Source organism: Sulfuriferula nivalis (genome assembly GCF_009937995.1).
In the GTDB taxonomy this organism is placed as follows: domain Bacteria; phylum Pseudomonadota; class Gammaproteobacteria; order Burkholderiales; family Sulfuriferulaceae; genus Sulfuriferula; species Sulfuriferula nivalis.
Genome location: NZ_AP021881.1, coordinates 677,270 through 702,013, shown reverse-complemented (window position 1 = coordinate 702,013; position 24,744 = coordinate 677,270). Strand labels below are relative to the sequence as shown.

The window sequence follows — 24,744 nt, the reverse complement described above, 5'->3', positions numbered from 1 at the left end:
ATGGCAGCATTAACCCCACAACCTTTTCCAGCTGACGGCTATCGTAAATTATCTGCTAAGGAAACCATGCAGCGCGCACAGGCCATGAACAGCACCATGGCTACAGACACCCAGCCCAAGTGCTCGGGTCAGGTACATGTCGGCATGTTTTTTGATGGTACAGGTAATAATAAAACAGCGGATTATGATGATTTGCCACCAGAAAAACGTAAGCACAGCAATATCGTCAAGCTTTTTCACGCTTATCCAGATGCACCTGATAGGGGTTACATTGCCAATTACATTCCCGGTGTCGGCACGGCTTTCCCTGAGATAGGCGAAAAAAGCACCAGCGCGATGGGCTCCGCCGCTGCGGCGGGCGGTGCTGCCCGCATTATCTGGGGTTTGTTGCAAGTAGTGAATGCCCCTTATCGCTATGTAACAACTGCGCCATTAATCCCTGACAATCAGGCTGGTGATATTAGCAATATGCAAGCGTGGACAGCCGATGCTGAAAACCGCAAGGTTTTACACCACTGGCAGGATCAGCTCAAAGCCGCACTGGCAGGCAAAAAACCGCACGTTGAGCAAATCAATCTGTCGGTTTTCGGCTTCTCGCGTGGGGCTGCCGAAGCGCGGGTATTTTGCAATTGGTTAATGTCGGTATGCAAACAGGAAAATGGCGGCTGGACATTTGCAGGCATTCCGCTATGCATTACTTTTTTGGGAATATTCGATACTGTGGCATCAGTAGGCGCTGCCAATTTATGGGGCGGCAACTCGGTAACAGGGCATCAGCAATGGGCTGATAATAGCCTGCAAATCCACCCTGCCATTGAACGCTGCGTGCATTTTGTCGCGGGGCATGAAGTGCGGGCAACCTTTCCGCTGGATTCAACGCGGATAAAACAGCAATACCCTGCCAATACCAAAGAGGTGGTGTACCCTGGCTCGCACTCCGATCTGGGTGGCGGCTACGCCCCCACGGAACTCGGGCTGATTCCTGCGCTTGATGATAACTTGAGCATCATCCCTGGCATGACCATGTACCATGAAGCTATGAAATCAGGGGTGCCATTGAAGGCATGGAGAGATTTAGCTCAGAATTTCAAAGATGACCTGACGCCTACACAGGCTACTATTGCCGCCTTCAACACCTACGCCAAAGACGCAAAAATCAGCTCAGCTGCGGTAGAGCATATGCTGGAACAGCATATGGCGCTGTATCTCAGCTACCGTTTCAAATATCGCAATGCGCTACCAGAGCGCATGTTTTACAAACGCGCCAATAAAGCAGATCGGGGTTATTTGCAGACCACCCAAAACACCATTCATTTCCGACTCGGCGAGCTGGCGGTTGGCGACCCTAATTCACCCGATTTTGATCCGGCTATAGCCGCCGCTCAGGCGAAAGCGCGTGCTATTGCAATGGCTAAAGCCACTGGTATCGCATTCGACGAACAAGACCTTAAAACCCAGCAACTCTACAAAATCGCTGCCGCCATCAATATCAAAAAGCTTACCCCTGCGATTGAACAGCTTTGTGAAGACTATATACATGACTCCATGGCAGGATTTATCGGCATGGCGACCGTTTGGGACAGAGGGATAATGAACGAAGAAGCGTTCAATAGCATGGGTATCATGAAATTTCGCCATGTGTTTTTTGGGAATGATTAAGCAATCATGAAGATTTCACGAGTATCTAACTTGCGGCTGCGTCGCCATTCTCAACTCCGACCTCAAAGCCGATATCGCCACAATGAACAGGAGCAAATATCAAAAGCCATAGAGAAATCAGGGGTAATTGAGAAAATTGCCAAATGGCTTACGATTCTAACAATCCCAACTTTATTTTTAACGTTATTAGGCTATGGACATGAACTCACATTTTTGGATCAGTTTGGACTTCATCCAGAGGATTTACAATCCACGCCGCTAGATTTTTTAATGCGAAGCTGGCGTCCGTTATCTTATGTTCTAATTAATTTTAATAAAATATTTACAGTTGATAACTTTTGGAAGTGGTTAGCATCCTCCTGGATAACTATGTTCTGGATATTGTGGTCTTTGCCGTTGATTTCAGCTATTGGAGCATGGCTTTATACCAACAAAAAGAAACGTTATGTACAAGCGCCAATACAATTAATTCAGGGCACTCGCAATATATTTACGACACATTGGCAACAATATTGGCACAACGCCCCAGCCCGTGGATGGGGTTACGCTGGCTGGTTAGGATTTCCATTATTTCTAATATCAATCGCAGGAACATGGTTGACATTTTATCTGGGTGTGGCTTTTTTAATATTAAGTATTGCCTACATTCCCATGTGGGGTTTTGCCTCAGGAAAAGAGCAGGCGGAAAAGGAAGTACTGTCATCTTCTGCTTGCTTGAAACTCCCCCTTGTTAAGAACAGTCAGGATGCTGATCGACAAGCACGCTGCCTACTTGTAATGCAAAATAATAAAGAACTCGCTCGTGGCTATTTGATTGAATATAGTGCTGACCGGGTATTTCTGTATCGCCCCTGCGATAAGCACCAAATATCAGTACCGCTGCGCAATGCCGTGGTTGAACAAGTAAATACCTTGGGGTTTGCCATGCCGGTTAAAGATTGCAAACCAAAATAAGCTGTCTGCCCCTCTCTCCCGTCATACACGGACTGACTTAGTGGCGACTGCCCAGCGTCTGGGTTATGGCAATGCGTTTACTGCGTTGCCTGTTACTCGTCCATGGCGACCCTGGCAGTCACGGCATTTACATATGTTGCCAACTGGCATGGGCAGTCAGACTGCGCGGGTGGTGGGGTTTGATGGGGCTGATGATGCTGGGAATAATACGGCTGCTGGCAGCGATGCATCTGGCAGCGCCCCTGCCCTGTTGGGCAATGATGAGATTTGTTGTGATGCGCTGGGGCGGGTGCGTATCCGCTTCCAGTGGCAGGATGCGCTGGACAGTGCCAGCAGTCGTGCCAGTTGCTGGGTACGGGTGGCGCAGCGTTCAGCTGGTGGGGGGATGGGTAGTCAGTTTTTGCCGCGTATCGGGCAAGAAGTACAGGTGCAGTTCATGGAGGGGGATATCAATCGCCCGGTGATAGTGGGTGCGCTGTACTTTGGGCAGGGTGAGGCGGGTGTGCCGGCAACGCCTGCGGGATCGTTGGTGGATGCGGATACGAGTGCGTTAAGTCAGGCAACTGATCACAGTGTGTCGGCTCAGGGCAATTTAACCGCAGGCTATGCGCCGGTGTGGCATGGTGCGGGGGTGGGTGCGGATGCGCATAATAATGCTGCCGCACAGTGGGGTATTCGCAGTCAGGCTTATGGTGGGGATGGTTATAACCAGCTGGTGTTTGATGACAGTGATGGTGCGGGTCGGATACAGTTAAAGACGACGCAATCAGGAACAGAGTTGAATCTGGGGCATCTGGTGCATACGGCAGATAACTATCGGGGCAGTTTCCGTGGCAATGGTATTGAGTTGCGTACGGATGCCTGGGGGGCGTTGCGTGCAGGGTCGGGCTGGCTGGTGTCGAGTTATGGGGTGAGCCATAGCGCGAGTCAACGCCAAACAGCTGGGGATGTGCCTGCGGGGTATGGGTTGTTGAATACGGCTAATCGTCTCGGGGCGAGTCTGAGTCAGTTGGCGGAAAGTCATTTGAGTGTATCTATTGCGGCACTTAAGGGCAGTTATAAGGCGGATGCGAGTGCATTGAATGAGTCAGCTGCACCGATACCTGCGTTGGGCAAGGTGATGCAGGGGATGGTGGATAGTAGTGAGATGGATGCGGCTTATGGGGATGCGGCAGCACAGAACACTCAGCCAACCGACCAGCACCTGCCCCACCACACGGATCCGGTGATCAGTGTAATTGCGAAGAACGATTTGAGTATGACGGCGAGGCAGGATGTGCAGTTGAATGTGGGGGAGACGTTGAATGTGCTGAATGCGGCAGATAGTCAGTTCACCACGGGTGGGGTGTTCCGTGTTCATAGTGGGCAGGCGATAGGCTTGACGGCTGGAGGGTTGAAGCAGAACACAATTGCGGGGATGCAGTTGATTGCGGCACAAGGCGATATGACGATACAGGCGCATAACGACATCATCAGTTTAAAAGCCAAAAACAATCTGGAGTTGAAGAGTGCGCAGGCGAGTATAGATTTCGCTGCGGCGACCGACATTACGCTGCGTACCGCAGGCGGTGCGGCTATCACGATTGCTGGGGGGAATATTACGGTGCAGTGCCCGGGGAAGATACTGGTGCAGGCTGGACAGAAGAGTTTTACGGGGGGGGCTAGTTTGAATTATGCGTTGCCGATGATGCCTAGTTCCACACTCGATTTGGTTCCTACCAAACTCAACCTGTATTTGTCAGATGCGGCTGGCCCATTCGGAGCCCGTATTCCGCTTACCCCTTGGCGTATGGTAGTGGCAAAAGACGCTGATCACGCCTTAATGCAAAAAACACCGCTTATAACAGGTACAAGTGATGCCGAAGGTAAAGTCCTTCTTGATGATAGTCAGAATGCGACCGTGTTTGACGCGTATAAACTACATCCTAGCCAAGTCTGGCTAGTGTATGGCGCACATGCCCGCTTGCTCAACATCACCGCGCATAATCCAGACTGGACAGACCAGCATCAACGCTACCATGCGCAAGATGCAATGGGGTATTTTGATAACCTGGAACATGCAGGCACGAAACCGATGCTGGATGATGGCAGTACAACTCACACCCAAGAAAAACTGGGAGCTGACATGTTAAATTCGTTGAAAGCTTAATCATGTATACACTACCCGATACGAAACCGAAAATTACCGCTCATAGTATCGCTGATAAAGATGGGGTTGGAACGCATACGGCGTGCACTGCCAATATCTGGCAAGACAAGGATGATCAAGTATTCAGCGCATCGTCCATGGGTAATAAAGCCACACCGTTCACAACGGGTAAACAATATGCAGCGGCACTGGTACAGGCGATTAAAGCAGCAGCCAGTGAGATATTAATATTAGGTTGGCAGGTTAACTGGGATGTCCTGGTCGGGGAAAATCAGCGATTATTTGATATTCTATATGCCGCTGCCGAACGTGGTGTGATGATACATATTATGCCGTGGGATGACAGTGCACCGCTACAAACCTTTGACGAGCAAACAATTCAGGTCATGCTGCTAATCAACACAAAATTACAGAAGCGCATGGTGCAAATGCTAAATGCCAAGGCTATGCCTGATGAATCTAGCAGTTTTTTTGCGCACCATCAGAAACTGGTGGTTATTGATCGTAAAACAGCATTTGTCGGCGGCATGGATCTGGCCTATGGCCGCTATGATGACGAAAAATACACCCTCAAATGCGACAGTGATCACCGTCAGGCATTAAATCGATATAACCCATGCATACCCTGGCTGGGGAGCGTAAGCGGATTAATCGATCCGCAAGACTTGTCTTCGGGCGAAACGGCGAAACATTGCATAGACAAGATATTCTCGGGTGGTTGGCAAACGCCTTATGTCGCTGACACAATAGGCCGTGAGACCATTGGATCACGGCTTACCCCCATCCAGCAGACACTAGACCCAGCCCGCCAGCCCCGTATGCCATGGCAAGACGTACATTGCCAGATAGAAGGTCCAGCTGTTGCCGACCTGACCCGTAATTTCGTGTGGCGCTGGAATGCGCAATGCAGCAGTTATAACAAAAAACCTGTCGTCAAGGGGCTATATGGTCAGTGCACCCTGCTCGCGCAGGCACCCTTGGCGAGCAGCATCGCCAGCAAGCCAGGCACTTGTGAAATACAGGTGCTGCGTAGTGCGCCGCTCAACCTGCGCAGAGCAGAATGGCGTGCATTGCCCAAAGGCACTGAAAGCCGGGAGAATCATCCCAATAATGCCAACCTGTTTTTTACACCCACGACTGCGCAAAATGATATTCATCACGCCATGGCGCGGTTGATCATCGCATCCCAGCATTTTGTTTATATTGAAAACCAGTATTTTATTTCAGGATTCAAACGTGCAAGCATCCCCGAGGGTCAGCCATTATCTGGGCCTGCGCAACATGTGAATACGAAAAAGAATGACCTGGACAATACAACCTACGCATACCTTACCAAGTTGATATCGGATGGCACAACGGCCACCAATCCACCCGCCAATGTGATCGTCCAGGCATTGAGTGATCGTATTGACAACGCGATTAAAGCGGGAGATCCGTTCCATGCCTACATCACCATACCGGTTCACCCCGAGGGCATGCTCAACGACCCAACTATCATGAACATCATCCACTGGACCATGCAGACCATCAGCTTTGGGAGCCAGAGCCTGTTAAACCGCATCCGCCGCTCTATACTGGCGAAGCGCCTGTTTGATCAGGGTGACACCAACTGGAAGCGTGCGTATAAAGACGACAACAGCGAATACCTGACCGCAACCAGCGTGCAGGATTGCGAACAATACGTCACACTACTCAACCTGCGTAATCATGAGAAAATAGGCGATCGCTATGTCACCGAGCAAATCTACATCCACAGCAAATGCCTGATAGCCGATGACCGCTTTGCCATCATCGGCAGTGCCAACATCAACGACCGCAGCCTGCTAGGCACGCGCGACAGCGAGCTGGCTGTGTTGGTGATGGATCATGCTGTTGAAAACGTGGATGTATGCGGCACCGATATCCCGGTTCCCACCAGAGGCTTTGCCCGCAACCTGCGCATGGCAATCTGGCAAAAGATCATGGGCAGCGCCGCAGAGGAGCTCAAGGATGCGATAAACAAACCCGGTGCCAAAGCAAGCTGGGAAGTAATACGCGACCGTGCTGCAACCAATACGACAGCTTATGAGGCTGCGTTTGATTTTATTCCGAGGAATAAGGATGCGAAAGGTATAAAGGATCCTAATACCAATCAAATTCCATCAGCATCAATTTGGCCGCGCTGGCATGCCCCACAAAACAAAAATGATCCAAAATCACATTGGACTTTCTCTGGCCCCATGCCCTTTGAAAACGACTTCTGGGCACAGCCGCAACATACAGCGCAGGCAGAAACGGAACTGGCAAAAGTGAAGGGATATATCACGCTGTTGCCCATTGAATGGACGATGGGTGAGAATAATGACTTTGGTTACAGTCATGCGCTGATAGGCACGTTAGAAACAACCTCAGACAAGCAGATGGCAGAGAACGACTCACCCCCACCACCTGCAGTAACATCAACGACTGCGGAGGGCTAAACATGAAAACACGATTACGACTTTTACTCCTTGCCAGCCTGATAACAGTAAGCGGCTGTCAAGCTGACACCCCAAAGCCACCGCCTGCTGATTGGAAGACTGAGTGTGTGGGTCGGTATCAGGTCAGCTTGCCGGGGGAGGTGGAGGTGGCAACACTATCGACGAAAAATATCCTTAATAGTACACAAAATGACTATCAATTTAATGATGGAACGAATGCGTCATACTCTAGCGGGTACTCTGTTTTTGAAAATATGGATAAAGATAGTGCTAATTCATTTATACGAAAATTTAAACTGCTTAGAGATGGACAAACTGGAAATCCGAGATTTGTTGAAGGGTTAAATTCACATTGGCTATCAGTTAATGATAATAAACACGACCTTGATCTCGCTTGGGTAGAGCCGGGATTGTTTATGTTATATGTGTACCGTAATGGTCGATTCTTTAGCTTGGGTAGTAATTTTGATAAATCAAACTCAGTGAAAAATGATGAAAATAAAGCTATTTTTTTAGTGAAGGAGAAGCGAGATTCTTTTCGGTTCCGAGCATTATATGAATTGCCGAACCAACCAGGGCTCTGTGTGCCGTATCAATTTATTCCTGATGATGGTAAGGAAGATTATAGCCTTGCTGTCACCATGCGCCTGCTGGCACATCCTGATGTGGAGATTATGGTTAGCTTTCAGATTGCTGATCACAATGGAGATGGGAATAACCCAAAGTTAATGCATAACTTCCTGTATCAGCGACTTGAGGAGTTCTGGGGTCGCCGTAATTACACAGGCATGTATAAGAAAATAAAAACATCTTCCACTCAATCCATCATGCTGGATGGCAGAGAAGGTGCTGGCATTTTCGCAAACTATCAGAACTATACCAAAGCAGATACTTTGCCACCTAATGCGTATGGTCATAGGATTTATAACAGCAGAGAGGATTTTGGCCTGTATGCATCAGCCGAAGGCGAAGAAGGCAACCCAGCCAAACCAACCATTACTGTTTACGTCATCCGCACCGCAGACCGGGCTATCGGTAAGCCAGTAACTGAAACAGAATTAAAAGCCATGGCCGAAACCATCATGGCATCGATTAAGCCAATGACGCCCAAATAGGCTGAATGAGCGACTGGACCATGCAGACCATCAGCTTTGGGAGCCAGAGCCTGTTAAACCGCATCCGCCGTTCTATACTGGCGAAGCGCCTGTTTGATCAGGGTGACACCAACTGGAAGCGTGCGTATAAAGACGACAACAGCGAATACCTGACCGCAACCAGCGTGCAGGATTGCGAACAATACGTCACACTACTCAACCTGCGTAATCATGAAAAACTGGGTGATCGTTAAGTCACCAAACAAATCTATGTACATAGCAAAATGCTGATTGTGGATGACCGCTTTGCTATCGTCGGCAGCGCCAATATCAACGACCGCAGCCTGCTAGGCACGCGTGACAGCGAGCTGGCGGTGCTGGTGATGGACAGTGAGGTGGATAGCGTGAATTTGTGTGGTGACAACAAGTTGCGGCCTACCCGAGGCCATGCAAGACAGTTGCGCATGGCGGTGTGGAATAAGCTGTTCGGAATAACCGCAGGTGGGGTTCGTGCAGCAACCGAGCTCAAGGACGCCGTGGAGAGCCCAGGGGCCAAGGCTAGCTGGGAGGCGATACAGAAACGTGCCAAGCAAAATACAGCGCTGTATGAGGCTGCGTTTGATTTCATTCCGAGGAATAAATGTCCATATTACCCAGTAGATGGCTCCGAACCTAGCTCATCTTCTATTTGGCCACGCTGGAATCGTGATCCAAAAATCAATAAGCAAGTAGCCGCTATGCCATTTGAAGCAAGTTTCTGGATTAGCAGCCAATTTAATGCCACCGCCGCAGCCAAGCTCAATGAGGTCAAGGGTTTTATCACCCTGCTCCCCATAGAATGGACCAAAGGCGAGAACAATAATCTGGGCTATCCTACCGCGCTTGTTGCCAAAGTGGAACCAACAGCCAACCCGTTGCAAACCGCATCTGAAATGGCGCAAGAGGATATAAAGCTTACTCCAACCGCGGAGGAAAAAGCATGACAAACCGTTTACTGTCATTGCTAATATTGTCAATATTTTCAGCTGCTTGCCATGCTGAACCCGCTGTACAACCTCAAACCGCCATTACCAATGATTGGAAGACTGAGTGCGTGGGGCGGTATCAGGTAGAGGTGCCAGGGGAGGTGGAGGTGGCGTTAACAATCCCAGAAAAGCTGTTTAAACCAAATGATGTTGTGAATGAATATAGATTTAATGATAGGGTGATTGCAGCATTTTCAGGCATTCTAACGGAATATGGCGGCGTTTATGTAACAGCTCAGCAGAATATTAAAATATTTGAAAATTTAAAAGAAACTATTAGCCAACAACGCAATCATCGAAAACAGGAATTGATTGAACAAGGAAACAGATCAGAAGCTGATGCTATCCAAATATATGATTCAGGACTCCCAAATACCTATGTTTGGATCGCAAAGTTAGGCGCAGGGATATATATGGATCGTAACAGTAGGATTTATCAACAATCTGGCTGGATAGAAAATCAATCTGGTTTACAATACGCCAAATCATTCTTAAACCATTTCCACCCCCGCGCCCTCTACGAAATCCCCAATCAGCCTGGGGTGTGTTTCCCCTATGGTTTCATTGCCGACGATGGCAAAGCCCCGCGCAATGTCGCTGTGACCATGAGGCTAATTGATCATCCTGATGTGGAGGTGTTTTTTAAGGATAGTTCTGATTACATAGGCAAAGCAGACGATACGGCAGAAGATGACCTCAAGTGGTTCTGGACTATGATGTACAACAGATATGCTAAAACCGCCACAATGGATAGTCGAGGTTTTCGCAACATCACCATAGATAATCATAAAGGCACGGGGCTGTTCGTAACGCTGACGCGCTATGACCGTAGTACTTACCACGGGGATGTCGCTATCTCACTTGGCGCACCCGCTGACGGCAGTACCGATTACGGCTACGCCGCCATCGTTAACGGCGACCCCAAGACCAACACCCCAGGCCAAATGATTTATGTCATCCGTACCGCCAGCCGCGCCATCGCCCAAGGTATACAACCCGTCAGCAAGGAACAGATCAAAGATATCGCCGAGCAAATGATGGCTTCGATTAAACGGCATCCTGAGTGAATCATTAGACAGCCGCAATAGTACCAACAGACACAAAAAACCTACAGCGTACCCAGACAATGCTAAAACTACAAACAATTAAATTTCTTGCCTTATTCCTAGTGTATTTAACAGCCATATTATTTTTTATTGGACGACATAGTGCACTTCCCGGGGAGCCTACATCACTATTGGATGGATACAGTATTCTGCTGCTTTTTTCGGGTCTTGTCTTCACAGATGCAGGCATCCCTGGACTAATTTATGGTAATGGCTGGTCTCATTTCGAACTCACTATATTCGGCTGGCAATTTCTGAGTATTTTTTGACTATTAGTTTTTTGGCTATTTGCTTGGGCGGCAGCCAGTTTAACGCGCAAGGTTCACGGATGTAGTATTGAGCATCCATTAGACAATAGCAATTGGGACAACCATTAAAACGACGCTCGGCCTCAGCTGATCACCGACATCCAGCAACTAGGCAGCGACGGTGGCGTAACCCGCTACCAGTTGCGTTTATCCCCCTGGCTGGATGACCTACGCGCCATGTCACCCATAGCCGAGTCTGGCAGGAGCAGTCGGTGCAGGCTATCGTCGATAGCGTTTTTGCCGATTATGCCCCGCGCGCCTACTGGCACTGGAGCAATGATGCGCTGTCAGTGTTGTCTGCTCTGCCAGTGCGTAGCTACTGCGTGCAGTATCGTGAATCGGATCTGGATTTTGTGGGTCGGTTGCTGGCTGAAGATGGCTTGAGCTGGCGAGTAGATCAGGATGACGTGGATGCACCTGATGGACATACGCTGGTGTTGTTTGCGGTCAGTACGCAGGATACAACTTACTGCGTAGTTTACTAATAACTTAAACGAAAATCTGAAATATCATCTCTGTATCTACGGTACGACGTCCAGGGGAGAACCTGCGGTCACCAAATTGAGCTCGGTTATTTAGTCTTTGCAACGGACTACATCGTTCTATCATCCTGCGCTCAATTGGAATGAATTCAACTTCATAGATTGGCAATTTGTCATAGTCAGGAATGACACCATTGACATCTACAAATGATCCTTCACTATTAACAGTGATATGCCCACTAACAAACATAATTAGCCACCACGATTTTCGGACTTACATTTTCTAAAAAAGGACAAATGTGCTCAATATATGCTGTCCATGACTCACGCACGATCCAGACTCATCAACGGCAGAAACCATCTCGCATAATCACAACCGTATTAGGTAATACATATGACACTGTACCACCAACCGAATCAACTCCATTTATTTTTTAAACACCTTCACATTGTTATTTATAGGTGATTAATATACAAATTACCATATGTTTTTGACAAATCCGTTTATCAAGTACATTTACGAATCCACCAAAACGTTGAGTGCTGAATAGCCATACAGACCGGCAATAAAAAACCCCATCTGTGTAAAACACACAAATGGGGTTTTTATTTTTTTAACATTAAATACTGTTAGAATGACGCATGAATAAAAACTCACCGCGTCAATTTATTTTATCTATGAAATAAAATTTGGTGCCCAGAAGAGGACTCGAACCTCCACACCTTACGGCACACGGACCTGAACCGTGCGCGTCTACCAATTCCGCCATCTGGGCTAAGAGTCGGGATTATAAATGAACATGGACAGTTGTCAATGAAAACAAACACACCACCAAAAACACCAAGCACAAAAAAAACCAAAAAAACAGCATTACGCTGGCAAGACCCGCATCTGGAACGTGAGCGCGAGCGCTACGACAATCCACTGCCTAGCCGTGAATTTATCATGGAGGTATTGCAGCAACATGGTGCACCACTATTAGCTGATGAACTTGCACAACTCCTGGGCATCGTTCCAGAAGAAACCGATCTATTCTCACGCCGCCTGCGCGCCATGGAGCGCGACGGTGAACTGATGCAAAATCGCAAGGGCGATTTATGCGTGGTAGACAAACTTGATTTAATCAAAGGCCGCATCATTGGTCATCCTGATGGCTTTGGCTTTATGCATCCTGAAGATGAATCCGATGATTTATTTTTATCGCCGCGTGAAATGCAAAAAGTCATGCACGGCGATCGCGTCATGGGACGCGAAATCGGGGCAGACCGACGCGGACGGCGTGAAGGAAAAATCGTTGAAGTATTGGAACGCGCCAATACCCACATCGTTGGCCGCTTGATTATCGAGCACGGCATTATGCTGGTTGCACCTGAAAATAAGCGCATCACTCAGGACATACTGATACCCGCAGGTAATCAGGGCAAGGCAAAAGCAGGTGAAGTCGTCAACGTAGAATTAATTGATCAAATTGCCAAAAACAGCAAACCAGTTGGCCGTGTAGTCGAAATACTCGGTAGTTATACTGATCCAGGTATGGAAATTGAAATTGCGCTGCGCAAGCATTCATTGCCATATATTTTCCCTGATACTGTAGAAGCTATCGCCAAGAAATTGCCGAAAAAAGTATTGAAAAAAGATCATGAGGGTCGCGAAGACATCCGTCATTTACCGCTAGTCACCATAGACGGCGAAACTGCGCGTGATTTTGATGATGCGGTATATTGCGAACCGCAAGGTAAAGGTTTCCGCCTGATAGTGGCAATTGCAGACGTGTCACATTATGTTGCACCGGGCGATCCACTTGATGTCGAAGCCTATAGCCGCGGCAATTCCGTGTACTTTCCTCGCCGTGTTATTCCTATGCTTCCTGAGGAACTATCTAATGGTTTATGTTCGCTCAATCCTGAAGTCGAACGCCTGTGCATGGTGTGTGACATGCAAATCACCGCAACAGGCTCAGTAAAAAGCTACCGTTTTTACCCAGCCGTCATGTATTCACATGCACGCCTGACTTACAACCAGGTTTGGGATTGGCTGCAACATCCTGAAAATGCGGAAGAAAAAAGCCACCTACTACCGCAATTGAACAATTTGAACACCTTGTTCAAGGTCTTGCTCAAGGCACGCGGAATTCGCGGCGCCATCGACTTTGAAACCACCGAAACGCAGATGATATTCAATGACGAGAAAAAGATAGACCGCATTGTCGCTGTTACTCGCAATGATGCACATCGCATCATTGAAGAATGCATGTTATCCGCTAACGTCTGCGCTTCAGATTTGTTAAAGAAGAACAAGCATCCTTGCCTGTACCGTATCCATGAAGGACCAACGCCCGAAAAACTCACTGCACTTCGTGAGTTCCTATCAGAGTTTGGTATGGGTCTGGGTGGCGGCGATACGCCAACGGCCAAGGATTACGCAAAACTATTGCTACAAATCAAACCACGCCCTGATGCACAACTATTGCAAACCGTGATGCTACGGTCATTGCAACAAGCTGTTTACAGCCCGGATAACGTTGGGCACTTCGGCCTGGCTTATGAAGCCTATACCCACTTCACTTCACCGATACGCCGCTATCCTGATTTGCTTGTACATCGCTCAATAAAAGCGGTGTTACAAGGTCAAAAATATGTACCGGGCAACTGGGTGGAATTAGGTGGACATTGCTCTATGACTGAGCGTCGTGCCGATGATGCGACTCGCGATGTCGAGGCATGGCTCAAGTGCTACTACATGCAAGACCGCGTAGGCGAAGAATTCGTCGGCACGATTGCCAGCGTCACCGGCTTTGGCTTGTTCGTTGCCCTGGACGACATCTATGTCGAAGGCTTGGTGCATATTTCAGAACTGGGCAGCGATTATTTCCACTTTGATAAAACCCGTCATCAAATTCTGGGTGAGCGCACAGGTGTGCGTTATCGCTTAGGTGACCGTGTCCAGGTAAAAATAGTGCGCGTCAGCCTTGATACCACACGTATAGACTTCAGCCTGATCACGGCTGATAGCGGCACTGCCAAAGCAGTTACCGCCACTAAAACAAAAACCACAAAAAAAGCTACGCAAAGCAAACGTGCTGCCGTAAAATCCACGCCTCCTGCGGCTACACCAGCAAAAAAACCGCGTCGCCGCAAAACCAATAAACCAGGATAATCATGGCCAGTATTTTAATTTATGGATTTCACGCAGTTAATGCGCGTTTACGCCAAAACCCAGCCAGCGTCGAAGAAGTTTTTGTAGACGCTGCCAGACAAGACCCACGTGCACGAGATTTAGTCGAATCCGCCAAACAGCTTGGCCTGCGCATTTTACAAGTAGATAGCAAACGTCTCGATGGTATCGCTGGCGGCCCACGCCATCAGGGTGTAGCTGCCCGCGTCACCATGGCAAATCAGCCACGCCATGTGGATGATTTATTAGGTGATTTACAAGGTGACTTATTGCTGCTGATTTTAGATGGCGTGCAAGACCCACATAATCTTGGCGCATGTTTACGTGTGGCCGATGCCATGGGTGCAAATGCGGTCATCGCTCCTAAAGACCGTGCTGTTGGTCTCACCCCCACAGTGGCTAAAGTCGCGTGTGGTGCGGCTGACACTGTGCCTTATCTCACCGTCACCAACCTTGCTCGTGCCATGCGTGAGATCAAAGAATATGGTGTGTTCATCATCGGTACAGATGGCGAAGCCGAGTCGGAAATCGCACAAACTGACGCCAGCGGTTCAGTGGCCTGGGTACTGGGTGCCGAAGGTACAGGCATACGCAGACTCACCCGTGAGCACTGCGATACGCTGGTCAAAATCCCTATGTATGGCACTGTAGAAAGCCTGAACGTATCAGTTTCCGCAGGCATATGTTTATACGAGACACGTCGTCAACGAGGTAACCATGACTAATACGGCAAACGCTTGGGACACATTGAATAATGCAGTTTGTATCTACACTGCAGAAGAAATAAACACTGCGATCCAGACACTGGCTGCAGCAATACAACAAGATTACGCTGATAAACATCCGCTCGTCATTACCGTCATGAACGGTGGCATGATATTCGCAGGTCAATTATTACCCATGTTACGCTTCCCGCTGGAATGTGATTATCTCCATGCCAGCCGTTATGGTCAGGCACTGCATGGTCGTGAACTGGCATGGATAGCCATGCCACAAACGGATGTCAATAACCGCCATATCATCCTGCTTGATGATATTCTCGACGAAGGACACACGCTTGCCGCCATTAAGCAAAAACTACTGACCATGGGTGCTGCCAGCGTGGCATGCGCTGTACTCACCAACAAAGACATCAATAAAGAGAAGCCTATCACCGCTGATTATGTTGGACTGACCCTGCCCAACCGTTACGTATTTGGGTGCGGTATGGATGTATCAGGCGCATGGCGTAATTTACCCGCCATTTATGCGATGCCTTGAAATTGAACTTATTCCCCCCACTTGCTGACTAATTCCTGTCATTATTGTCAGGTAAGCTATCATCGTAACAATGACTACCTTTCGTGCTCGTGCTAGCGGGAATTTGTTTTAATTTTTTATGGAGCACCATATGCGAAAATTTCTCGCACTCGTATTAACCTTATTCATCAGTCTTAGTTTAATAACAGGCACCGCCGACGCCAAACGTTTTGGTGGTGGCAGCAGCTTTGGCAAGCAACGTACCAGCTTCAGCCAGCCTGCACCTGCCCGCGCGCCTACAGCAGCTCCTGCTGCACCTGCTTCTGGTGCAAGTCGTTGGCTAGGCCCTTTAGCAGGACTAGCTGCTGGTGGCTTACTGGCATCGATGTTCATGGGGCATGGTTTTGACGGCATTAAATTCATGGACATTTTGATGATCATGGGTCTGGCTGCTGGACTGCTCTTCTTGTTCCGCATGTTGCGCCGCACCCCTATCTCAACCCCCCAAGCAGCTGCTTACACAGCCTACAGCGGCCCCGTTGCTGTTCCTGCGATGGGTAGTGGTGGTTACACAGCACCAAACAGCACCCGCCCAGCCTGGTTTGACGATGTCGCATTTGTACGCGAAGCAAAGTCACACTTTATCCGCTTGCAGGCTGCCAATGACGCGGGTGATTTGCAAGATATCCGCGAGTACACCACACCCGAAGTATTTGCTGAAATCAGCATGCAGATACAGGAACGCGGCAATGAACCACAAAGGACCGAAGTTACCTTGCTCAATGCCGATGTCATTGACGTCGTCACCGAGTCTGATTTCATCACTGTCAGCGTCCGTTTCCATGGTCTAATTCGCGAAGTTGCCAACGCACCTGCTGAGGCATTCAACGAAATCTGGCATATACAAAAACCCGCCAACGATCGCAATGCGCCTTGGCATATTGCAGGCATACAGCAAGCACAGTAAACTCAGCACTATCCGAACGCCATTACTCTTTGGGTGATGGCGTTTTTTTTCGAATAAAAAGGAAGTGGCATGCTTGCAATCATCGGCGGTACGGGTCTAACCCAACTGGACAACCTCACTATTACCCATCGCAAGGTGGTACGCACACCTTATGGCGAAGCCTCTGGGGCGCTGACTTTCGGCAATATCAACGGTCATGAAGTCATATTTCTTGCCCGTCACGGATATGGTCATACCATACCTCCACATCGCGTCAATTATCTGGCAAACATCTGGGCATTACGCGAGCATGACGCCACCCACATCGTCTCGATTGCCAGTGTTGGCGGCATACATCCTGATTTGCTACCTGGCACACTGGCTGTTCCCCACCAAATTATTGATTACACCCATGGTCGCAAAAACACCTACTTTGATGGCGCTGGACTGCCCGTTACCCACATAGACTTTACCGAACCTTACTCCGAAGAAATACGCCAGAACATCATGCGTGCATGTGAAAGTGCCCATGAGCCTTACATAAACCAGGGTGTCTATGCCTGCACCCAAGGCCCACGCCTGGAAACAGCAGCCGAAATCAACCGCTTAGAACGTGATGGTGCGACCATGGTGGGCATGACCGGCATGCCAGAGGCAGTATTGGCACGTGAGTTAGGTTTACGTTATGCAGCGATAGGCGTGGTCATCAATCACGCCGCAGGACGTGGCACCAGCAAAATTGCAATACATGGTGAAGAAATACAGACCACATTAAATGCCAGCATGGGACGAGTACGCAATGTCATTGCGCATTTGGTTGCATTGCACAATGGTGAGTGAACTAGCTGCTTACTGAGATATCCATTCCGCCAAAGTCTGCTCATCCATATTCACTACACGATAGATCACCTCCATCTCAAATCCACGTGACTGCAAAAAGCGCATCTGCTGGTTACGATCTTTGGGGGTGTTGGCGGGTGTGCCATATTTTTTTAGCCAAACCTGTAATGCCCGTTCGAATTCACTGGCTTTAAGATTATCTAATGTAGTGCTGATGAGCGATTCGGCAACACCTTGCTGACGCAGCTCATACTCGATTTTACGACTGCCATAGCGTGACTGACTGGCATGGGCGCGTTGTTCCGCATAACGCGCGTCAGAAAGCCAGCCCCGTTGTTCAAAATCATCTAATAGTCTACTGAGTATTTCAGGGTCTTCAGAGTGAGGACTGAGTTTACGCTGTAATTCCAGACGCGTATGTTCACGCCGGGCCAGCGCATCAAGGGCACGGGCACGGAGCGATTTGACTACCTTGGGACGAGCATCCGGTTCATCGACAAAAGGCTCATCCAAAGGATTGTTACGCAAGTCTATAACCTAATCAGGCTTCGTCTTTAATGACTGAATCACCAATACGAACGGTGTGAGGTACGATACCAACAGCTGCGCGAACTTTATTTTCTATTTCACGTGCAATTTCCGGATGTTCACGCAAATATTCACGTGAATTATCTTTACCCTGACCAATTTTCTCACCATTGTAGGCATACCATGCACCCGCTTTATCAACGATTTTATGCACTACACCCAGCTCAATGATTTCACCTTCACGTGAAATACCTTCGCCATACAAAATATCAAATTCAGCTTGCTTGAACGGTGGAGCAACCTTGTTCTTAACCACTTTGACACGTGTTTCTGAACCAATGACTTCTTCACCCTTTTTAATCGCGCCAGTACGTCGAATATCTAATCGCACCGATGCATAAAACTTCAACGCATTACCACCCGTGGTGGTTTCTGGGCTACCAAACATCACACCTATTTTCATACGAATCTGGTTAATGAAGATTACCAGCGTATTGGTACGCTTGATATTACCTGTGAGTTTACGCAACGCCTGGCTCATCAAACGCGCTTGCAAGCCCATGTGTGAATCGCCCATTTCGCCTTCAATTTCAGCTTTAGGGGTTAATGCAGCAACCGAATCGACCACCACAATATCCACTGACCCTGAGCGAACCAACATGTCAGCGATTTCCAAAGCCTGCTCACCTGTATCAGGCTGAGAAATCAACAGTTCACCTACATTCACACCCAGCTTCTGTGCATATTGTGGATCCAGTGCATGTTCCGCGTCGATAAATGCTGCCGTACCGCCCAGCTTTTGCATTTCTGCAATTACTTGCAAAGTCAGCGTAGTTTTACCAGATGACTCAGGGCCATAGATTTCCACCACACGGCCGCGTGGCAAACCGCCTACACCCAACGCGATATCCAGGCCCAGTGAGCCTGTAGACACAACCTGTACATCATTCACCACCTCACCATCACCCAGGCGCATGATGGAACCTTTACCAAAACTTTTTTCGATTTGCGCCAGTGCAGCAGCCAAGGCTTTGCTTCTATTATCGTCCATGTATGTTCCTTAAAAATTGATGCTGAATAGTGTTGCCAAAATACGGTGCATCACCGCCATTATTTTTTCGAGACCTTTTCAGTTATTATCCGTGATTCAGGACAGCAACTCAATCACACCGCGCAATGCCGCAGCCACCGCACGTGCGCGTATTTCTTCTCGATCACCATCTAACCTGCAAGTCGTTTGCAACGTCGTGCCATCACGCATGGCCCAGCCTATACATACAGTACCCACTGGTTTATGCGGCGTACCGCCACCTGGTCCAGCTATACCTGAAATCGACAGAGCAATATCTGCCAAACTGTGTTGTAACGCGCCCATGGCCATTTCGCGTACAGTGGCTTCGGAGACTGCACCTGTGCTTGCTATCGTTGCCACTGCCACACCCAATTGCGCGTGTTTAGCTTCGTTGGTATAGGTGATAAAACCACGGTCATACCAGGCTGAACTGCCGGGCACTGCGGTCATCACCATACCTACCCAGCCACCCGTACAGGACTCTGCTGTCGCTAAGCGCATACCCCGATGGTGTAATGCCTTTCCCGCTGCTACCGCTAATTGGTATAGCTCTGCATCAGTCGGCCTCATTTCAGCACCCACAACATTACATACAGACTGCCTATCGCAAACAAAGCAGCTAACAGATCGTCCAGCATAACCCCAAATCCGTTCTTTACATGGGTATCAAACCAGCTTATCGGGAACGGCTTCCAGATATCAAACAAACGAAACAGGCCGAATGCCACCGCCCACCAAACAGGTTGTACAGGCGCAAACACCAACACCAGCCACATTGCTACGATTTCATCCCAGACGATGCCACCATAATCTGAGATGCCCAGATTTTTGCCAGTCACATCACAGATTCCTATACCGATCACGAAAGCCAAGGCAATCAAAATCAGCATTTGTGGCTGACTTAACCATAGCATCAGGCCGTAATACAATGGCAACGCTACCAGCGTACCCCACGTCCCCGGCGCTTTCGGTGCCAAACCGGCACCAAATCCAAACGCAATAAAATGAGCAGGATGGCGGATAATAAATTGCCAATTAGCTGACAAAATGATCATACCCCATTTGCACCATCTGCATGGGCTGGCCATCAGCGTCCATAAGTTGCATGCCACCGTCAGCAACAATTTCACCTATACAGGTTAAACGCACATCCAATTGTTCAGCCATAGCAGATATAGCGTCAGAGTGCGCCACTGGCGCGGTAAAGCACAATTCATAATCATCGCCACCAGCCAAAACACAACGATCATAAGCTGGATGTGCAGCTAAATCAGCCACAATCTCGCTAGTCGGCAAGGCCGCATAGTGCAGCACAGCACTGACTCGACTATGGCTAAGAATATGTCCCAAATCAGCCAACAATCCATCTGAAATATCAATCGCACTATGGGCAATCTGGCGCAATGCCAGACCCAGGGAAACTCGAGGCACAGGTGCGTGCAAGCGTTGTGCCAGGCTTGCCATATCAACCTCGCTTAATTGCAACTGCCCCTGTATCGCGGCTAAGGCGAATGCAGCGTCACCCAAGTCACCAGATACCCAAATCGCATCACCGACCTGCGCACCATCCCGACGCAGTGCTTGATTAATGGGCACTTCACCCATCACCGTCAAACTCAGATTGAGTGGGCCGCGCGTCGTATCACCACCCACCAGTCGTATCTGGTGCGCATCTGCACAATGGTACAAACCATCGGCATAAGCAGCCAGCCAAGATTCATCTACCTCAGGCAAGCTAATCGCCAATGTGCACCAGCGCGGAGTTGCGCCCATTGCAGCCAGATCAGATAAATTAACAGCCAGACTTTTCCAGCCTAACAAGGCAGGATCGGCATCGTGAAAAAAATGCACACCAGCAACCAGACTGTCGGTCGAGACCGCGAGATGCATGTTTGGGGAGGATTGCAATAACGCACAATCATCGCCTACACCTAATACTACATCGGGCGTAGGCCGAGAAAAGTATTGCTGTATGAGACTAAACTCACTGGACATAGGTTATTTAGGTGCGCGCGGCTTATTCACTTCTGCACTACGCACCTGTGCAGCAATTTTATCCATTACACCATTGACGTATTTGTGCCCATCAGTGCCACCGAAGGTTTTAGTCAATTCAACTGCCTCATTAATAATGACCCGATAAGGCACTTCCAGGCTATGCAATAATTCTTGCGTACCCAGCAACAACACAGCATGTTCAACAGGGCTCAATTCTGCCATAGGCCGATCTACAAAGTGCGCAATACGCAGATCCAGCTCAGCCACATTAGCAACCACACCGTGCAGCAATTTGGAAAACATGGCTTCATCAATCTCTTGATAAGCTGCATCTTCACGCAACTGTTTAATCACATCATTCACAGGTTGCTGATTCAGCAACCACAAATACACCCCTTGTACCGCGAATTCACGCGCCTTACGTCTATTTCCGCTCATAACACCTTCAACAAGTTAGCCATCTCTATTGCGCATTCTGCCGCTTCAGCACCTTTAACTGCGGTACGGATGTGCGCTTGCTCGTCAGTATCGGTAGTTAGCACGGCATTGGCGACAGGGATGCCTGTATCCAATTGCACACGCGTAATCCCGCTCGCCATTTCGTTGGACACCACCTCAAAATGGTAAGTATCACCCCTCACTACCGACCCTATCGCGATGAGTGCATCATATTTGCCACTCAATGCTAGTTTACGTAGGGTTACAGGGATTTCCAGCGCACCAGGCACGTTAATAATCACCGTGTTATCTGCCTTAACACCCAATTGCGCCAGTTTATTAACGCATGATGCCAATAATGCATCACAGATATCACGATTAAAACGACTCATCACTATAGCGATGGATAACGCTTCACCGGCCATATTTGCATCTACTTCGCGTGTATTTTTGTATGTTGCCATGCCATTATTCCTCGCTATACCCGACTACTTCCAACCCAAATCCTGCCAACGATGGCATTTTGCGTTGTTTTGCCATTAAGCGCATTTTACCCACGCCGACATCTTTCAAAATTTGTGCACCTATGCCGTAATTGCGCACATCCCATTTTTGGGCAGGTTTAACTTCATTATCAGGCAATGCATGCCCCAGTAATTCAGTAGCGGTTTCAGGTCTGTGCAACAACACTAGCACACCAGCACCCATCATATTTATTTTTTCCAGCGCGCGGTTAACGCCGAAGCTATGCAAGGGGCTATCCATTTCCAGCACATCCATCACTGAAACAGGTTCATGCACACGCACCAAGGTTTCATTATCAGAGTAAATTTCACCTTTGACCAATGCCAGATGCGCAGCACCTGAGATTTTTTCGCGATACGCTATCAACTTGAATTCGCCAAATGCGGTTGTGATTGCCCGCTCACCTACGCGCTCTATCAGACTTTCATTCTGGTTGCGATAATGAATCAAATCAACTATCGCACCTATCTTCAAACCATGCTCTTGGGCATAAGGCAGCAAATCTGGCAAACGCGCCATCTCGCCATCTTCTTTCAAAATTTCGCAAATTACCGCAGCAGGCTCCAGCCCAGCTATCGCCGCCAAGTCGCAACCAGCTTCAGTATGGCCAGCACGTATCAATACACCACCTGGTTGTGCACGTAATGGAAAAACATGTCCGGGCTGAATAATGTCTGTCGCTTTAGCATGCTTGGCTACAGCAGCCTGTATCGTGCACGCACGATCTGCAGCTGAAATGCCAGTGGTCACACCTTCAGCCGCTTCTATAGAAATGGTAAACGCGGTGCTGTAAGGTGATTGATTATCTGACACCATCTGGCGTAAGCCGAGTTGCTTGCAGCGTTCATCCGTCAAAGTCAGACAAACCAGACCGCGCCCAAACTTCGCCATAAAATTAATAGCTTCAGGTGTAGCAAATTCAGCTGCCATCACCAAATCGCCTTCGTTTTCACGATCTTCTTCATCAACCAACACCACCATTTTGCCAGCTTTGATATCAGCGATAATGTCTTCTATAGGGCTTAAACTCATTTAGATTCCTGATAATTGAGGATACGTTCAGCGTAGCGTGCCATCATATCGATTTCCAGATTGACATGACTACCAGTAGCTAAGATATGTAAATTGGTATTCGCAAGTGTGTGTGGAATCAAGTTAATACTAAACTCATCACCCGCCACGCGATTAACGGTCAAACTCACGCCATTCACAGTGACCGAACCCTTGGTTACAATAAATCGCGCAATATCGCCAGGTGCACGTATAACCAGCTCAAAGCAATCGCCCACAGGGGCAAAGCTAACCACTGTCCCCACACCATCAACATGCCCAGAAACTAAGTGCCCACCCAGCCTATCCGCCAGGCGCAGTGCTTTTTCCAGATTGACCAATGTGCCAGCGGGAAAGCCCACCGTACAACGGAAAGTCTCAGCTGACACATCCACACTAAAACCTTGTGGCGACAACGCGACCACCGTTAAACAAACACCATTGCAGGCAATGGAGTCACCTAGCGCGACGTCGCTTAAATCCAGCGTCGTCGCGTCTATCAATAAACGCGCATCATCGTTACTGGGTACAACTTCGGCGACTTTACCAACTGCCTGAATAATTCCTGTAAACACGGCTATCCTTAAAATTATTCGTCAAGTACAGCAGAAGTATAGACCTCCTGCACATCATCCAGCGCTTCCAGTGCATCCAACAGCTTTTGCATTTTGACCGCATCATCACCTGTGAACTCAACCTCATTCTGTGGCTTCATGCTCACCTCACCAAACTCAGCCTTAAATCCGGCTGCTTCCAGTGCTTGCTTAATCGTGTGCAACTCGTACGGCGGTGTAATCACCTCGATACTACCATCTTCGTGCGTCATCACATCATCGGCACCTGCATCAAGTGCAGCTTCCATCAGCGCATCTTCATCCACACCCGGCGCAAACAACAACTGACCGCAATGCTGGAACTGAAAAGCCACGCAGCCATCTGTTCCCATATTGCCACCGAATTTGCTAAAAGCATGTCGCACATCCGCAACAGTACGCACCTTGTTATCAGTCAAACAGTCCACCATGACTGCTGCACCGCCTATGCCATAACCTTCGTAACGTATCTCTTCATAATTCACACCTTCCAGATCACCGCAACCGCGCTTAATTGCACGCTCTACGTTATCCTTCGGCATGTTATTGTCATACGCTTTATCCATCGCCAGACGCAAACGCGGGTTGGTAGAAACATCGCCACCACCCATCTTTGCTGCAACCGTAATTTCCTTAATCAGGCGCGTAAAAATCTTGCCGCGCTTCGCATCCGTTGCTGCTTTTTTATGCTTGATATTCGCCCACTTACTATGACCTGCCATAACATCCTCTTGGCTTGCGTATGAAAAACCATAATTTTACCACTTTGCCGCCCGTTACGATAACCCTAACGACTTAAGTTACATTTCAGCAAATCACCCATGAACATTATTAAATTTCTGCTATTATTGTTTAAAAATCAATAAATAACGGAGGTTTCATGCACATACAGTTTTATGATTTGAAAACCCTGTACAAATTCATCAGCCGACCTGCTTCCTGGCTGATTATTTTGGCAGTGATCATTTTCATTACCATATCAGCGTTGATTTTTCTTTATGGTTTTGATTCTCGCATGCCTAATCGACTGGTATGCACAAACGCCAGCAATACCAACATGGTTATCATATTGATATCTGGGTTCTTATTTATAGTTACATCTAT

General features: G+C 48.5%; 23 protein-coding genes, 1 tRNA gene and 1 pseudogene. 14 read left to right on the top strand and 11 right to left on the bottom strand.

What is annotated here, in order from left to right:
* From SFSGTM_RS03750 to SFSGTM_RS03710, 9 genes and pseudogenes are all read left to right on the top strand, one after another.
* Complete coding sequence (locus SFSGTM_RS03750; protein WP_198420613.1) at window positions 1-1,659, top strand: T6SS phospholipase effector Tle1-like catalytic domain-containing protein; 1,659 nt, start codon at window positions 1-3, stop codon at window positions 1,657-1,659.
* Between the two features lie 6 nt (window positions 1,660-1,665).
* Window positions 1,666-2,613: a hypothetical protein gene (locus tag SFSGTM_RS03745; protein ID WP_162083994.1), complete on the top strand. Its 948-nt coding sequence runs from the start codon at window positions 1,666-1,668 to the stop codon at window positions 2,611-2,613.
* Between the two features lie 40 nt (window positions 2,614-2,653).
* Window positions 2,654-4,762 carry a type VI secretion system Vgr family protein gene (locus SFSGTM_RS03740; protein WP_162083993.1) on the top strand — a complete coding sequence of 703 codons (2,109 nt, stop codon included), beginning with the start codon at window positions 2,654-2,656 and terminating at the stop codon, window positions 4,760-4,762.
* Window positions 4,763-4,764: 2 nt separating this feature from the next.
* Complete coding sequence (locus SFSGTM_RS03735) at window positions 4,765-7,221, top strand: phospholipase D-like domain-containing protein (protein ID WP_162083992.1); 2,457 nt, start codon at window positions 4,765-4,767, stop codon at window positions 7,219-7,221.
* Between the two features lie 2 nt (window positions 7,222-7,223).
* Window positions 7,224-8,336 carry a T6SS immunity protein Tli4 family protein gene (locus tag SFSGTM_RS03730; protein WP_162083991.1) on the top strand — a complete coding sequence of 371 codons (1,113 nt, stop codon included), beginning with the start codon at window positions 7,224-7,226 and terminating at the stop codon, window positions 8,334-8,336.
* A gap of 5 nt (window positions 8,337-8,341) precedes the next feature.
* Window positions 8,342-8,569: a phospholipase D-like domain-containing protein gene (locus SFSGTM_RS03725; protein ID WP_162083990.1), complete on the top strand. Its 228-nt coding sequence runs from the start codon at window positions 8,342-8,344 to the stop codon at window positions 8,567-8,569.
* A 12-nt stretch (window positions 8,570-8,581) separates the two neighbouring features.
* Window positions 8,582-9,298, top strand: coding sequence for a phospholipase D-like domain-containing protein (locus SFSGTM_RS03720; RefSeq protein ID WP_269780094.1), 717 nt, complete (start codon window positions 8,582-8,584; stop codon window positions 9,296-9,298).
* Window positions 9,299-9,441: 143 nt separating this feature from the next.
* Entirely contained in the window at window positions 9,442-10,407 is a 966-nt protein-coding gene (locus SFSGTM_RS03715) for a T6SS immunity protein Tli4 family protein (RefSeq protein WP_162083988.1), read from the top strand.
* 535 nt (window positions 10,408-10,942) lie between these two features.
* A pseudogene (locus SFSGTM_RS03710) lies at window positions 10,943-11,239 on the top strand (contractile injection system protein, VgrG/Pvc8 family); the annotation flags it as partial.
* Window positions 11,240-11,927: 688 nt separating this feature from the next.
* Here SFSGTM_RS03710 and SFSGTM_RS03705 read toward each other — a convergent pair.
* Window positions 11,928-12,012 (bottom strand) — tRNA-Leu (locus SFSGTM_RS03705).
* Between the two features lie 38 nt (window positions 12,013-12,050).
* Here SFSGTM_RS03705 and rnr point away from each other — a divergent pair.
* From rnr to SFSGTM_RS03680, 5 genes are all read left to right on the top strand, one after another.
* Window positions 12,051-14,393, top strand: a complete 2,343-nt coding sequence (gene rnr, locus SFSGTM_RS03700) for a ribonuclease R (RefSeq protein WP_162083986.1) — start codon at window positions 12,051-12,053, stop codon at window positions 14,391-14,393.
* A 2-nt stretch (window positions 14,394-14,395) separates the two neighbouring features.
* Window positions 14,396-15,136 (top strand): 23S rRNA (guanosine(2251)-2'-O)-methyltransferase RlmB, encoded by a 741-nt coding sequence (rlmB, locus tag SFSGTM_RS03695; RefSeq protein WP_162083985.1) that lies wholly within the window; start codon window positions 14,396-14,398, stop codon window positions 15,134-15,136.
* Complete coding sequence (locus SFSGTM_RS03690; RefSeq protein WP_162083984.1) at window positions 15,129-15,671, top strand: hypoxanthine-guanine phosphoribosyltransferase; 543 nt, start codon at window positions 15,129-15,131, stop codon at window positions 15,669-15,671. The genes rlmB and SFSGTM_RS03690 overlap by 8 nt, the downstream gene beginning before the upstream one ends.
* Before the next feature lie 130 nt (window positions 15,672-15,801).
* Window positions 15,802-16,617 (top strand): Tim44 domain-containing protein, encoded by an 816-nt coding sequence (locus tag SFSGTM_RS03685; protein WP_162083983.1) that lies wholly within the window; start codon window positions 15,802-15,804, stop codon window positions 16,615-16,617.
* A 69-nt stretch (window positions 16,618-16,686) separates the two neighbouring features.
* A complete protein-coding gene (locus SFSGTM_RS03680) occupies window positions 16,687-17,436 on the top strand; it encodes an S-methyl-5'-thioinosine phosphorylase (protein ID WP_162083982.1) in 750 nt (249 codons plus the stop codon).
* A 9-nt stretch (window positions 17,437-17,445) separates the two neighbouring features.
* On the opposite strand, the gene recX is transcribed toward SFSGTM_RS03680, so the two are convergent.
* From recX to SFSGTM_RS03630, 10 genes are all read right to left on the bottom strand, one after another.
* Window positions 17,446-17,964, bottom strand: coding sequence for a recombination regulator RecX (gene recX / locus SFSGTM_RS03675; RefSeq protein ID WP_232526034.1), 519 nt, complete (start codon window positions 17,962-17,964; stop codon window positions 17,446-17,448).
* A 13-nt stretch (window positions 17,965-17,977) separates the two neighbouring features.
* Window positions 17,978-19,015, bottom strand: coding sequence for a recombinase RecA (gene recA / locus SFSGTM_RS03670; RefSeq protein WP_162083981.1), 1,038 nt, complete (start codon window positions 19,013-19,015; stop codon window positions 17,978-17,980).
* A gap of 96 nt (window positions 19,016-19,111) precedes the next feature.
* Window positions 19,112-19,606, bottom strand: coding sequence for a CinA family protein (locus SFSGTM_RS03665; RefSeq protein WP_162083980.1), 495 nt, complete (start codon window positions 19,604-19,606; stop codon window positions 19,112-19,114).
* Window positions 19,603-20,091, bottom strand: a complete 489-nt coding sequence (locus tag SFSGTM_RS03660; protein ID WP_162083979.1) for a phosphatidylglycerophosphatase A family protein — start codon at window positions 20,089-20,091, stop codon at window positions 19,603-19,605. Before SFSGTM_RS03660 ends, SFSGTM_RS03665 begins: the two co-directional genes overlap by 4 nt.
* Window positions 20,072-21,031 (bottom strand): thiamine-phosphate kinase, encoded by a 960-nt coding sequence (gene thiL / locus SFSGTM_RS03655; protein WP_162083978.1) that lies wholly within the window; start codon window positions 21,029-21,031, stop codon window positions 20,072-20,074. The genes SFSGTM_RS03660 and thiL overlap by 20 nt, the downstream gene beginning before the upstream one ends.
* Before the next feature lie 3 nt (window positions 21,032-21,034).
* Entirely contained in the window at window positions 21,035-21,472 is a 438-nt protein-coding gene (gene nusB, locus SFSGTM_RS03650) for a transcription antitermination factor NusB (protein WP_162083977.1), read from the bottom strand.
* Window positions 21,469-21,936, bottom strand: coding sequence for a 6,7-dimethyl-8-ribityllumazine synthase (gene ribH, locus SFSGTM_RS03645; protein ID WP_162083976.1), 468 nt, complete (start codon window positions 21,934-21,936; stop codon window positions 21,469-21,471). Before ribH ends, nusB begins: the two co-directional genes overlap by 4 nt.
* A 4-nt stretch (window positions 21,937-21,940) precedes the next feature.
* Window positions 21,941-23,029, bottom strand: a complete 1,089-nt coding sequence (gene ribBA, locus SFSGTM_RS03640) for a bifunctional 3,4-dihydroxy-2-butanone-4-phosphate synthase/GTP cyclohydrolase II (protein WP_162083975.1) — start codon at window positions 23,027-23,029, stop codon at window positions 21,941-21,943.
* The gene (locus tag SFSGTM_RS03635) at window positions 23,026-23,622 is read right to left on the bottom strand and encodes a riboflavin synthase (RefSeq protein ID WP_162083974.1); all 597 of its coding nucleotides are present in this window, start codon (window positions 23,620-23,622) and stop codon (window positions 23,026-23,028) included. The genes ribBA and SFSGTM_RS03635 overlap by 4 nt, the downstream gene beginning before the upstream one ends.
* A 14-nt stretch (window positions 23,623-23,636) precedes the next feature.
* Complete coding sequence (locus SFSGTM_RS03630; protein WP_162083973.1) at window positions 23,637-24,362, bottom strand: YebC/PmpR family DNA-binding transcriptional regulator; 726 nt, start codon at window positions 24,360-24,362, stop codon at window positions 23,637-23,639.
* Window positions 24,363-24,744: the final 382 nt, after the last annotated feature.